At 73.1% G+C, this 12,307-nt stretch carries 11 protein-coding genes; 5 read left to right on the plus strand and 6 right to left on the minus strand.

All coding sequences use genetic code 11. From position 1 onward, the window contains the following. Positions 1 to 14 precede the first annotated feature (14 nt). The 5 genes from OHB00_RS10240 to OHB00_RS10260 all read right to left on the minus strand — a co-directional run bounded on the left by OHB00_RS10240 (position 15) and on the right by OHB00_RS10260 (position 5,536). Positions 15 to 866, minus strand: a complete 852-nt coding sequence (locus tag OHB00_RS10240) for an SGNH/GDSL hydrolase family protein (RefSeq protein ID WP_406433454.1) — start codon at positions 864 to 866, stop codon at positions 15 to 17. Then, complete coding sequence (locus tag OHB00_RS10245; protein ID WP_406433456.1) at positions 863 to 2,068, minus strand: glycosyltransferase; 1,206 nt, start codon at positions 2,066 to 2,068, stop codon at positions 863 to 865. Before OHB00_RS10245 ends, OHB00_RS10240 begins: the two co-directional genes overlap by 4 nt. Further along, positions 2,065 to 3,195: a glycosyltransferase family 4 protein gene (locus OHB00_RS10250; protein WP_406433458.1), complete on the minus strand. Its 1,131-nt coding sequence runs from the start codon at positions 3,193 to 3,195 to the stop codon at positions 2,065 to 2,067. The genes OHB00_RS10245 and OHB00_RS10250 overlap by 4 nt, the downstream gene beginning before the upstream one ends. Before the next feature lie 228 nt (positions 3,196 to 3,423). Next, positions 3,424 to 4,842 carry a HEAT repeat domain-containing protein gene (locus tag OHB00_RS10255; RefSeq protein WP_406433460.1) on the minus strand — a complete coding sequence of 473 codons (1,419 nt, stop codon included), beginning with the start codon at positions 4,840 to 4,842 and terminating at the stop codon, positions 3,424 to 3,426. A 301-nt stretch (positions 4,843 to 5,143) separates the two neighbouring features. After that, the gene (locus OHB00_RS10260; protein WP_406433462.1) at positions 5,144 to 5,536 is read right to left on the minus strand and encodes an ankyrin repeat domain-containing protein; all 393 of its coding nucleotides are present in this window, start codon (positions 5,534 to 5,536) and stop codon (positions 5,144 to 5,146) included. Positions 5,537 to 5,828: 292 nt separating this feature from the next. Between OHB00_RS10260 and OHB00_RS10265 the strand changes: the two genes are divergently transcribed. Together OHB00_RS10265 and OHB00_RS10270 are read left to right on the plus strand one after the other, a co-directional pair. Then, on the plus strand, positions 5,829 to 6,023 hold the full coding sequence (locus OHB00_RS10265) for a hypothetical protein (protein ID WP_046731976.1): 195 nt from the start codon (positions 5,829 to 5,831) through the stop codon (positions 6,021 to 6,023). 37 nt (positions 6,024 to 6,060) lie between these two features. Further along, positions 6,061 to 7,620, plus strand: coding sequence for a hypothetical protein (locus OHB00_RS10270; protein WP_406433464.1), 1,560 nt, complete (start codon positions 6,061 to 6,063; stop codon positions 7,618 to 7,620). A 212-nt stretch (positions 7,621 to 7,832) separates the two neighbouring features. On the opposite strand, the gene OHB00_RS10275 is transcribed toward OHB00_RS10270, so the two are convergent. Beyond that, entirely contained in the window at positions 7,833 to 9,335 is a 1,503-nt protein-coding gene (locus tag OHB00_RS10275) for a PLP-dependent aminotransferase family protein (RefSeq protein ID WP_406433466.1), read from the minus strand. Between the two features lie 101 nt (positions 9,336 to 9,436). On the opposite strand from OHB00_RS10275, the gene OHB00_RS10280 reads away from it, so the two are divergent. The 3 genes from OHB00_RS10280 to OHB00_RS10290 are packed head-to-tail and all read left to right on the plus strand — an operon-like array spanning position 9,437 to position 12,242. Continuing rightward, the gene (locus OHB00_RS10280; RefSeq protein ID WP_406433468.1) at positions 9,437 to 10,090 is read left to right on the plus strand and encodes a YitT family protein; all 654 of its coding nucleotides are present in this window, start codon (positions 9,437 to 9,439) and stop codon (positions 10,088 to 10,090) included. Next, complete coding sequence (locus OHB00_RS10285; protein WP_406433470.1) at positions 10,087 to 10,854, plus strand: glycerophosphodiester phosphodiesterase; 768 nt, start codon at positions 10,087 to 10,089, stop codon at positions 10,852 to 10,854. The genes OHB00_RS10280 and OHB00_RS10285 overlap by 4 nt, the downstream gene beginning before the upstream one ends. Positions 10,855 to 10,895: 41 nt before the next feature. Then, positions 10,896 to 12,242 carry an MFS transporter gene (locus OHB00_RS10290; RefSeq protein ID WP_406433472.1) on the plus strand — a complete coding sequence of 449 codons (1,347 nt, stop codon included), beginning with the start codon at positions 10,896 to 10,898 and terminating at the stop codon, positions 12,240 to 12,242. Positions 12,243 to 12,307: the final 65 nt, after the last annotated feature.

Below are 12,307 nucleotides of genomic sequence, written 5' to 3' on the forward strand. Positions count from 1 at the left end.
CCCTCAGCGGCCCGTCACGCGGCGTCGGCGGGCCGCTCCGGGGGCTGGAGGGCGGCCAGCGCGGCGGAGACCGCGGCGGACGCGCTCAGGTCCAGACGGGCACTGGTGCCCTTGCGGCGGTGCCGCATCTCGTCGACGGCCAGCCGCAGCAGCTGGGGCAGCAGGTCCCGGCAGCGCCTGATCACCCAGGCGGTGCCGGCCGTGGCCAGCCAGAGGAGACTCGCCTTCGTCGTCGGCGGCGGGAACTCGGGCTCCGGGGACGGCGCCGTCCCCGTCGCCATGCCCAGCGGGGCGAGCAGGGCGTGGAAGCGGACGGCGAGCTGCCGGTGCCCGCGCTCACCCGGATGCAGCCGGTCCGCGCTCCACATCGCGCGGTCGGTCAGCCATGCTCCCTCCGCCGCGTGCAGATGGACCGCCCCGTACCGCTCGGACAGGGCGTGCACCACCATGTTGACCGCACGCCCCCGGCGGGCCAGCGGGCGGGCCAGAGCGCCCGGGAGCCCCCACATCGAACCGGGGTCGGGCAGGCACGCCGTGAGCAGGATCGCGCCCTGCGCGGTCAGGGCGGCGTAGACCTCGTCGAGCCGCTCGGCCACCGCGTGGATGTCGAAGGTGCAGCGCAGGGTGTCGTTGACGCCGATGACGACGGCGACGATGTCGGGGCGCAGTTCCAGCGCGACCGGGGTCTGGCGTTCCAGCACGTCCCGGGTCTGCGCCCCGCTGACCGCGAGGTTGGTGAACTCCACGTCCTTCGCGGCGAGTCCGCCGGCCAGCAGCGCGGCCCAGCCGCGCCACCCGTCGCCGGCGGGATCGCCCACGCCCTCGGTCAGCGAGTCCCCGAGCGCCACGAAGCGAACCGCTCTCATGCCACGCCCTCCGGCACGACACGGCGGACCGGCGCCGTCGCCGCGTCCTCGTCCCGACGGCACAGCACCGGCGCGTCGTGCGCGGCGAGGAACGCCTCCACGGCCGTTCCCCAGCCGAAGCACTCCGCACGCGCGCGTGCCGTTTCCCGGCGCTCGGCGCCGGGCCGCTCCAGGAGCATCTCCACGGCGTCGGCGAACGCCTCCCCGCGGTCGGCCGCGGTGGCCCCGGCCGACCCGATCACCTCGGGCAGCGCGGAGGAGGCGCTGGCGACCACGGGCGTCCCGCAGGCCATGGCCTCCAGGGCGGCGAGCCCGAAGGTCTCCGCGGGTCCGGGAGCCAGGGCGACGTCGGCGGACGCCTGGAGCGCGCCCAGCGTGTCCCGGTCGGAGACGTGTCCCAGGAAGGTCACCGGCAGCCGGCGCTCACGCGCCCGCTGTTCCAGGCGGGCCCGCAGCGGCCCGTCGCCGGCGACGACCAGGATCACCCGGCGCCCGCGCCGTACCAGCGCCTCCAGGGCGTCGAGGGCGGTGCCGGGCCGCTTCTCCACGGACAGCCGGGAGCACATGACGAGCAGCGCCTCGTCCTCGCGCGCGTACCGGGCCCGCAGGTCGAGGTCGCGCAACGAGGGGTGGCGGCCCACCAGGTCGACGCCCAGCGGGGCGCGTACGACGTTGCGCGCGCCGATGCGGAGGAACTCGCGCTCGGCGAACTCGGTGGTGCACACCACCCGCGCGTACGTGTGCGCCGTACGGATGTTGAGGGCGTCGGCGGTGCGCCGGGACATGTTCTCGGACATGCCCCAGGTGCGCAGGACTCCGTCGGCGGTCTCGTGGGAGACCATCACTGCGGGGACCCGGGCGCGCCGGGCCCAGCGGCCGGTCCAGCGCAGGGTGGTGCGGTCGGACACCTCCAGGCGGTCCGGAGCGAGGTGCTCCAGCAGGCTCTGGACCCGCTTCTTGTCGACGAGGACGCGGTAACCGCCGGTGCCGGGCAGGACAGGGCCGGGCAGCGTGATGACCCGGCCCTGCTCCTCGTACCGGTCGGAGTAGCGCTCGCCCGGCACGATCAGCACCGACTCGTGCCCGGCCGCCACGAAGCCCTTGCCGAGTTCGCGCAGCGCGGTGCGCAGACCGCCGGAGGCGGGGGCGACGAAGTTGGCCAGCCGGACGATGCGCAGCGGCCCCGACGAGGTGACGCTCATGCCGCCACCACCGGCCGGCGCGCGGCGAGCACGTCCTCGTAGTGGCCGATCAGCTGGTCACCGACCGCGGCCCAGGTACGGCCCTCGACCGTGGTCCGCGCGGCGAGGCCGAACGCGGCCCGCATCCCGGCGTCGGCGACGAGGGAGGCCACGGCCTCCCGTACGGCACCGGCGTCGCGCGGCGGGACCAGGAACCCGGTGCGACCGTGGTCGACCAGGTCGATCGGGCCGCCGGCGGCCGGTGCGACGACCGGGACACCGCTGGCCATGGCCTCCTGCACGGTCTGGCAGAACGTCTCGAAGGGGCCGGTGTGCGCGAAGACGTCGAACGAGGCGAAGATCCGGGCGAGGTCATCGCCGGTGCGGCGGCCGAGGAAGACCGCGCCGGGCAGCGCCTCGGTGAGGTGGGCCTGAGCGGGCCCGTCGCCCACGATCACGACCTTCACGCCCTCCAGGCCGCAGACCCCGGCGAGGAGTTCGACCTGCTTCTCGGGGGCGAGACGGCCGACGTAGCCGACGATCACCTCGCCGTTCGGGGCGATCTCGCGGCGCAGCGCCTCGTCGCGGAACTCGGGACGGAAGCGGACGGTGTCCACTCCGCGCTGCCACAGCTGGATCCGGGGGACGCCGTGCGCCTCCAGGTCGCTGATCGAGGCCGTGGACGGGGCGAGGGTGCGGTCGGCGGCGCCGTGGACGGACCGGATCCGCCGCCAGGCGGCCGCCTCGCCGGCGCCCACGTAGGTCCGGGCGTATCCGGCCAGGTCGGTCTGGTAGACGGCGACGGTCGGGATGCCGAGCCGGGCGGCGGCGGCCATGCCGCGGACGCCGAGGATGAAGGGGCTGGCCAGGTGCACCACGTCGGGACGGTGCTCGATCAGTGCGGCGGCGAGCTTGCGGCTGGGGAGAGCCACGCGGACCTGGGGATAGCCCGGGAGCGGTAGGGAGGGGACGTGGACGACAGGGCAGGGCGCGGCGGCCGCGGCGAGCCTGTTTCCGGGGGCGGGAGCGGGAGCGACGACGAGGGGAGCGTGACCGCGATCGACGAGGTGTCGGGCGGTCTGGAGCGCGCAGTGGGCCACGCCGTTCACATCGGGGGGAAAGGATTCGGTCACGATGACGACACGCATACCGGTGTTGTCGCCGCGCTGGACGTGGCCGCGTCAAAGTGGATCTTTCCGGTTGTTAAACGTCCCATGAGCGTTGCCCTGTACACCCGAGCGGGCCAGCCGGTGGCCATGCCGGGCCGGTCTGCCGGTCACCGGTTGTTCACCCGGCGGGCGGTCTTCCGCGTATGGAACGTGTGCGGGATCCCCCGTGGTTCCCGTGGTGGAGCAGTGATCCGGCGCGGTGGCGGGTCACATGGCGGCCGTGTCCGGTCCGATGCGGCTGCGTACGGCCGTCTGCACCTCCGCCTCCTCGGCGGGGTCGGCGGCGAGCCGGCGGAGCTGTTCGACGACCCGGGCGTCACCGGTCTCGGCGTGCCGGGCGGCGAGTTCGCGGGTGGTCTCCTCGCAGTCCCACAGGCATTCGACGGCGAAGCCGGTGGCGAAGGAGGGGTCGGTGGCGGCCAGGGCGCGGGCCGCGCGGCCGCGCAGGTGGGACGAGGCGGTCTCGCGGTAGACGTGGCGCAGGACGGGCGCGGCGCAGACGATGCCGAGGCGTCCGGTGCCGTCGACGAGGGTCCACAGGGTCGGCGCGTCGGGGCCTTCGCCGCGGACGGCTTCCCGCAGCGCGGCGAGGACCAGTTCGCTGTCCTTGGTCCCGCCCCGGCAGGCCAGCATCCGGCCGGCGGCGGCGCCGAGGACGTCGGGCCGGCGGGCCCAGCCGCGGGCACGGTCGACGGCGGCGATACTGCGCATGCGTTCGAAGGCGTCGACGGCGGCCTCCACGACGGTGGCCGTGCCGTCGGCGACCGCCACCTCGATCAGGTTCAGCGCGTCGGGGTCGTTGCTGTCGGCGAGGTAGCGCAGGGCGGTGCAGCGGGCTCCGTCGGTGCCGTCCTTGGCGGCCTGGAGGATCTCCGGCCGGTCCTCGGGTCCGGCCACGGCCACCAGACAGCGGGCGGCCGGCACATGGAGGGCCGCGCCCCGCTCGACGCCCTGTTGGGCCCATTCGAGGACGGCCCGCACGCTCCACCCCGGGCGGGGCCCGGCGGGTCGCATCTGGCGCTGCCAGCGGTCGAAACAGCCGGTCTCCTGCGCGGCACGCACGCGCGTGGCGATCGGTTCGCGGGAATCCTCGGCCCACAGCCGCCAGGGCCGTGGCTCGAACGCGTCCCGTACGGCGACGGCCAGCTCGGCCTCGCCCTCGGCGTCCGTGGTGAACCGCGCGAGCACCGGGGCGGCGAGAGCGCGCAGGCCCGCGTCGTCGTCGCGCAGCGCCAGCTCGTCCAGGGCCCAGGCCCAGTTCGAGCCGGTGGCGGCGTACCTGCGCAGCAGTTCGAGCGCGTCCCGCCTGCCGTAGGAGGCGAGGTGCCCGAGCACGGCCAGCGCGAGGCCGGTGCGGGACTCCTCGGTGTCGAGGACGTCCTCGGGATCGAAGAGGTGCGCCTCGATGGCGTCCAGCTCGCCGTGCAGGTCGAGGTAGAGCCGGGCGTAGTACAGGGAGCGGTTCTCCACCTGCCAGTCGTGGCGGGGGTCGCGGAGCACGCAGTGGTTCAGCGCCGCGAGCGCCTCGGCGCGCGGGGCGGTGAGCGCGTGCAGCGTGCCGTCGCCGCGGCCCCGCTGAAGCAGGCCGAGCAGCGTACCGCTGGGCGCTATGACCGGATCGAACATGGGAAACAGCCTCACATCAAGCGTCGACGCAACCGGAGAACACGCACTACCTGGCCGCGTGACACAACGTCGGAGCGCCCGCCGTCTCTTGCTTGCTGTAGACCATTTCTCTCTGCCTCTCGTCAGTGGCCCATGCGGGCCGCATCACGGCCCGCGCGGTGCGGCAACAGCTGCCCAGCCATCGCGTCCGTGAATCACGACGTCATGATGACTCGGCACTTCGACCTGCCGCGACCGAAATTTCGGCGGCCCTGTACCGCCTCCCCCGTTTTGTGTGTTTTAGCTGGTCAGAACAGATGGGTCAGGAGGTACCGAATAGCTCCAGAACCTCCACCTTGCCGAACATCCGCGCGGTGTCGACGGCCGACGGCGTGCCCGCCGCCGGGTCCGCGCCTGCCTCCACGAGCACCTTGACCACGTCCGTCTCGCCCTTGAAGACCGCTCCGGCGAGTGGCGTCTGGCCTCGGTCGTTGACCCGGTCCGCCTCGGCGCCGCGGGCGAGCAGCTCGCGCACCGCGTCGGCATGGCCGTGATAGGCGGCGAGCATCACGAGGGAGTCACCGCGGTCGTTGGTGAGGTTGGCCGGAACGCCCGCGTCGAGATACGCCACGAGCGCTTCGGTCCGGCCCTGCCTGGCCAGATCGAAGATCTTGGTCGCCAGCTCCACGACCTCGGGGTCGGGGGCTTCGCTCATCGGCCGGACCGCCTCTCCTGTGCGCTGCGGGACTTGCATGGACGGAGGGAGCGTACGGCAACGGGCGGGCCGTGGAGCCGTACGAGTGAATCGCCAGCGTACTGGCCCAGGGTGAACATGACCGGATCTGCCCGAGGTAAAGATCACCGCGGCCGCGCCGAACGGCCACATTCCACCAATGGAGTGAAATTCCCATCATTTCACCCGATTGCACCTTTAATCGTATGGATACCTGCTGTGATCCTGGAAGAACTCATGGTGACTGTCCCCCTTCGACACCAGGAGATCTCAAATGATCCTCTCCATCTCAGGCGTCATCGTGCTCGGCATCATCGTCTTCCTCTTCTTCCGCAAGGACGGACTGAAGCCGTCGCACGCCACGGTCTCGGCACTCTTCGGGTTCTATCTCGCCAGCACGGCCATCGCACCGAGCATCAAGGCGGGCGGCGAGAGCCTGGCGAGCCTGCTCGGCGGCATCAAGTTCTGACCCCCCTCCCGACCGTACGCACCGTGAGGAGACAGCAGTGGCCCGGCGCCCTCTTCCCCGCATTCTGAGCAACGGCAGCGCGCAGCTCGTCCGGAGCCGGGAGCTGGCCCGGACGGCCGCCGACAGCGCCACCGACGTCCTCCATCCGCTGATCACCGTCTCACGCGGGCTGCGCCGGCTGGCCTCGGCCGGGCGGCGCAGGTGGGCGGAGACCCCGAAGGACAAGCGCGGGCCGCTGCTGTTCCTGGCGGCCTCGGTCGTCCTGGTCGTGGCGCTGGTGCCGTACGGACCGCTGCTCGCCGTCATCACCCTGATGGCGGCGAGCGCCTGGCAGGGCCGTGACCGCAACCCGCCCCCGCCGGAGGGCCCCGACGAGTCGCAGACCCAGCGGCTCCAGTCCCTGTACGAGGCCCTGGTGCCGTACTTCTCGGCCGCCGAGGACCCGGCGCCGCTGTACGCACACGGCGGGGAGTGGGAGAAGGCCTTCCTCTCCCACGAGTTCGACGACGCGGGCCGCCTCGGCCAGCTCCTGCTCCGCTACCCCGCGTACTTCCCCGACGGTGAGCCCGACGCCCGCGCGCGGATCGAGAACCTGCTCACCGCGAAGTCCGGGCGCGGCCGCGAGTACCACTTCGCGTGGGACGAGGAGGGCAACCGGCTCACGGTGACCGTCCTCGCCCCGCTGCCCACCGACATCGCCGCCCAGCGCTTCGTCACCGCGCCGGGCGAGACGGTCCTCGGCTTCACCGATCCCAGCGAGGTCCAGCGCACGCTCCCGCTCGCGTACGGCGAGGAGCAGCGTGACGTGCCGCCGGTGGTCTGGCGTACCGGCGCCCGCTCCACCGAGCCGCACCTGCTGGTCCTGGGCCGCCCCGGCAGCGGCACCTCGACCCTGGTGCGCTCCATCGCCCTGCAGGCCCTCCAGTACGGCGACGTCCTCATCGTCGAGGGCGGCGGCACCGGCGAGTACCTGTGCCTGGCCGGCCGGGACGGGGTCCTCGCCGTGGAGTGCGGGCTCGCCGGGGCGCTGGCCAGCCTGGAGTGGGCCGCGAACGAGACGGAGCGGCGGCTCATCGCGCTCAACCGCGCGCGCCAGGCGGGTCACCCGCCGCCGGACGACTGCCGCCGGCCTCTGTGGATCCTCCTCGACCGCCCGAGCGCCTTCGTCCACCTGGCCTCGGCGGACGGCCACCATGACCCGCAGACCCTCCTCCAGGTCCCCCTCCGGCACGGCCGCGCGGCGAACGTCACCGTGGTGGTCGCCGAACAGCTCGACAGCGCGGACGCGTTGAGCGAGGCGGTACGACAGCACACGCGTGCGCGTGTCGTGCTGGGACCGGCGCTGCCGGACGAGCTGACAGCGGCGCTCGGGGCTCCGCCGCACACGACTCCGTTGGCCCAGGTGCCGCCCGGGCGGGGGTATGCGCGGCTGGGGCACGGGCCGGTACTGCGACTCCAGGTGCCGGCGACTCCGGATCCGTACGACGACGCGACGAGCGAGGGGGACCGGGAGGCGGTGCTGGCGTTGCTGCCGCCGCGGAGCGGGATGGTGGAGCAGGCGGGGGCTCCCCTGGAAGCCGCGGTGGCTGAGGGCTGAAGTGGGTCGGGGACGCTCACCGGCGCTGGCAGGGTGCCTCCCCCAGAGGGGGAACCCCAGCACCTACCCGTGCCGCCCAGCGGCACGACTGCCCGCGGCTGCGACGTGCCCCGTAAGAGGCGCGGGGCTGTATCCGATATGCGGCTCCGCCGCGTGGGCGCGACCAGCCCCCACCCACCCGCAGCCGAAGAACTGCCAGAGCCGTCCCGCCGCTACGCCACAAAAGACCGCGGCGCCTCCGCGCCCCCTCCGCTCGCCCCCGACTCCACCAACCGCGCCGCGGCTGCCAGTCGCGTCGCCGCCTCCTCCGCCACCGCTCCCCCCACGGTGAACGGAAGGCGTACATAGCCCTCGAAGGCGCCGTCGACCCCGAACCGCGGCCCGGACGGGACGCGTACCCCGACCCGCTCCCCCGCCTCCGCCAGCCGGGAGCCGGACAGGCCACCCGCCCGGACCCACAAGGTCAGGCCGCCCTTCGGCACCTCGAACTCCCAGCTTGGCAGCTCCCGGCGTACCGCCGTCACCAGGGCGTCCCGGTTCTCGCGGGCCTGGGCCCGGCGCAGGTCGACGGCCTGGGCCCAGCCTCCCGTGCTGAACAGCCAGTTCACCGCGAGCTGCTCCAGCACCGGCGTGCCCAGGTCGGCGTAGGCCCGCGCGGCGACCAGGCTGCGGATCACGTCGGGTGCCGCCCGCACCCAGCCGATGCGCATGCCCGCCCAGAACGCCTTGCTGGCCGAGCCGACGGTGATGACGGTGGAGCCCGCCGGGTCGAAGCCGCACACCGGGCGGGGCATCTCCACGTCGTCGTCCAGCCACAGCTCGCTCATCGTCTCGTCGGCGACCAGCACCGTCCCCGCCGAGCGGGCCGCGTCCACCAGGCGGCGGCGCTGGTCGTCGTCGGCGAGCGCCCCGGTGGGGTTGTGGAAGTCGGCGACGACGTAGGCGATCCGGGGCGCCGCCTCCCGCAGCACCTGGCGCCAGCGGTCCAGGTCCCAGCCGCCCAGCCCCTCGGCCATCGCCACCGGTACCAGCCGGGCGCCCGCCTCCCGCATCAGCTGGAGGATGTTGGCGTACGACGGTGACTCGACGGCGATGCGCTCGCCGCGGCCGCCGAAGAGATGACAGATCGCGTCGATCGCGCCCATCGCACCCGTCGTGACCATGATCTGCTCGGGCATGGTGGGGATGCCGCGCGCGGTGTAGCGCTCGGCGATCATCGACCGGAGGACGGGAAGCCCGGCCGGGTAGTCGCCGTGGGTGTGGGCGTACGGCGGGAGTTCCGCCAGGGCACCCTGGACCGCGCGGGTCAGCCACGGCTCGGGCGCGGGCGGCGCGGCGGTGCCCAGGTCGATCACCGAGCCGAGCGCCTCGGGGGGCAGGGGCTCCAGGCCGCGGGCCGGGAGGGGGTTGCCCGCCGGGACGGCGGTCCAGCTTCCCGCGCCCCGGCGGGACTCCAGGAAGCCCTCCGCGCGAAGCGCCTCGTACGCGGCCGCCACCGTCGTACGGCTGACGGACAGGGCGAGGGCCAGTTCGCGTTCGGCGGGCAGCCGGGCGGCGACCGGGACGCGGCCCTCCAGGACCAGCAGCCGGATGCCGTCGGCGAGGGCGCGATAGGCGGGCGGACGCCGGGTGCCGGGGCCGGCTGGGCGGTCCTGCTGCGAGTTGAGCAGCCGGGCGAGCTGCGCGGGCCCCACCGCCGAGGTCCACTGCGCCATGAGAATCAGTCCACCTTCCCCGAATTGGCCATGGATGGCATTCCTTCTCAAGCCACAGAGTGACATGAGTCAGGCCACCTTTACCACCAGGGGGGTATCTCTTGTCCACGCAAGGCCGGGTCGGGCGGCGGTTGGTCCAGCTGTATGCGGGGCTCACGCTGTACGGCGTGAGTTCCGCGCTGCTCGTCGAGGCGGGCCTCGGGCTGGAGCCCTGGGGCGTGCTGCACCAGGGGCTCGCCGAGCACACCGGGCTGAGCATCGGCACGGTGTCGATCATCGTGGGGGCGGCCGTGCTGCTCCTGTGGATCCCGCTGCGCCAGCGGCCGGGCCTGGGCACGGTCTCCAACGTCTTCGTCATCGGCCTCGCCATGAACGCGGCGCTCGCCGCCCTGCCCGCGGCGCACGCGTTCGCCGTGCGGATTCCGCTGATGGCGACAGGGATCGTGCTGAACGGGGCGGCGACCGGACTGTACATCGCGGCAAGCTTCGGGCCGGGCCCCCGGGACGGCCTGATGACGGGGCTGCACCGGCGTACCGGCCGTTCGATCCGGCTCCTCCGTACGGCGATCGAGGTCGCGGTCGTCGTCACCGGCTTCGCGCTCGGCGGGACCGTCGGCGCCGGCACCCTGCTCTACGCCGTGGCCATCGGCCCGCTCGCGCAGATGTTCCTGAAGGTGTTCGCCGTCCCGGCGGCATCCGGCCGCAGCGCGGTCGTTGCCACGGGGTCACCCGAGCGCGCGATACTGCGTCGGTGAGCACGCCGACACGCCACCCGTACCTGGACCACCCCGGCCCCATCGCCTTCGCCCATCGGGGCGGAGCCGCGGACGGGCTGGAGAACACCGTGACGCAGTTCCGGCGCGCGGTCGAGCTCGGTTACCGGTACATCGAGACCGATGTGCACGCCACGGTGGACGGCAGGCTCGTCGCCTTCCACGACGACACCCTGGACCGGGTCACCGACGGCGCCGGCCGGATCGCCGACCTGCCGTGGGAGGACGTACGGCACGCGCGCGTGGCCGGCCGTGAGCCGCTCCCCCTCTTCGAGGAGCTGCTCGAAGAGTTCCCGGAGGTCCGCTGGAACGTGGACGCCAAGGCGGAGCCGGCCCTGCGGCCGCTCCTCGACCTGATCGAGAAGACGGACTCCTACGACCGGGTGTGCGTGGGGTCGTTCTCGGAGGCGCGGGTGCTGCGGGCGCAGCGGCTGGCCGGGCCGCGTCTCGCCACCTCGTTCGGCACCCGCGGTGTGGTCGGGCTGCGGCTGCGCTCCTGGGGACTGCCCGCGGCGGTTCGCCGGTCGGCGGTCGCGGCCCAGGTGCCCGAGTCCCAGTCGGGGGTCCCGGTGGTCGACCGGCGCTTCGTGCGCGCCGCCCACGCGCGCGGGCTGCACGTCCACGTGTGGACCATCAACGAGCCCCAGCGGATGCACCGCCTCCTGGACCTGGGTGTCGATGGCATCATGACCGATCACATCGACACGTTGCGCGAGGTCATGCAGAAGCGCGGCGTCTGGTTCTGAGGCGCGCGGGCGGCACTGCTGCGGGAGAGGCGAGGGCACGGGTGGGCACCGAAACCGTGCGGACGGGGGTCTTCGACGAGGCCACCGAGCTGCGGCGCGAACAGCGCGGCTGGTACTTCTACGACTGGGCGTGCTCGGTCTACTCGACGAGCGTCCTCACCGTGTTCCTCGGCCCGTACCTCACGTCGGTCGCCGGCCACGCGGCGGACGCCGACGGCTATGTGCATCCGCTCGGCATCCCGGTCCGGGCGGGCTCCTTCTTCGCCTACTCGGTCTCCCTGTCGGTGATCGTCGCGGTCGTGCTCATGCCCCTGGTGGGCAGCGCGGCCGACCGCACCGGCCGCAAGAAGCAGCTCCTCGGCGCGGCCGCGTACACCGGAGCCGCGGCGACGACGGGCATGTTCTTCCTGGACGGCGACCGTTATCTGCTCGGCGGACTGCTGCTGATCGTCGCGAACGCCGCCCAGTCCGTCGCCCTGATGCTCTACAACTCCTACCTGCCCCAGATCGCCCCGCCCGAGGAACGCGACACCATCTCCTCCCGGGGCTGGGCCTTCGGCTACGCGTCCGGCTCCCTGGTGCTGATCGTCAACCTGGTCCTCTACTCCGCGCACGACTCCTTCGGCCTCTCCGAGACGGAAGCGGTCCGCATCTGCCTGGCCGCGGCGGGCGTGTGGTGGGGCGCCTTCACCCTCATTCCGCTGCGGCGGCTGCGCGACCGGGGCGGCCGGACGGCAGCGGCGACGGCACCGGGTCTGCGCCAACTCGCGGCGACCGCCCGGGACATGCGCCGCCATCCGCTGACGCTCTCCTTCCTGCTGGCGTACCTCATCTACAACGACGGCATCCAGACCGTGATCTCCCAGGCGTCCGTCTACGGCTCCGAGGAGCTCGGGCTAGGCCAGTCGACGCTCATCGGCGCCGTCCTGCTGGTGCAGGTGCTGGCCGTGGCGGGCGCCCTGACGATGGGCCGGCTGGCCAGGACGTACGGGGCGAAACGCACGATTCTCGGCTCGCTGGTGGCCTGGACCGTGACGCTGTCGGCCGGGTACTTCCTGCCGGCCGGGGCGCCGGCGTGGTTCTTCGTCCTGGCGGCCGCCATCGGTCTCGTTCTGGGCGGCAGCCAGGCCCTGTCCCGCTCCCTGTTCTCCCATCTCGTGCCGCCAGGAAAAGAAGCCGAGTACTTCGCGGCGTACGAGATGAGCGATCGGGGGATGAGCTGGCTGGGACCTCTGCTGTTCGGGATCACCTACCAGCTGAGCGGGAGCTACCGCTCGGCGATCATCTCGCTGGTGGCCTTCTTCGTCATCGGGTTCGCGCTGCTCGCGCGGGTGCCGGTGCGACGGGCGATCGGCGAGGCCGGAAACCCGGTCCCACAGAAGATTTAGCGTTCAACGCGGAAGGGCGGTAGTGTACGCGTTTGGCCTGCCAGGCGTACCGTTACTGCGCGTCA

The organism is Streptomyces sp. NBC_00631 (genome assembly GCF_045206895.1).
Classification (GTDB): Bacteria; Actinomycetota; Actinomycetes; order Streptomycetales; family Streptomycetaceae; genus Streptomyces.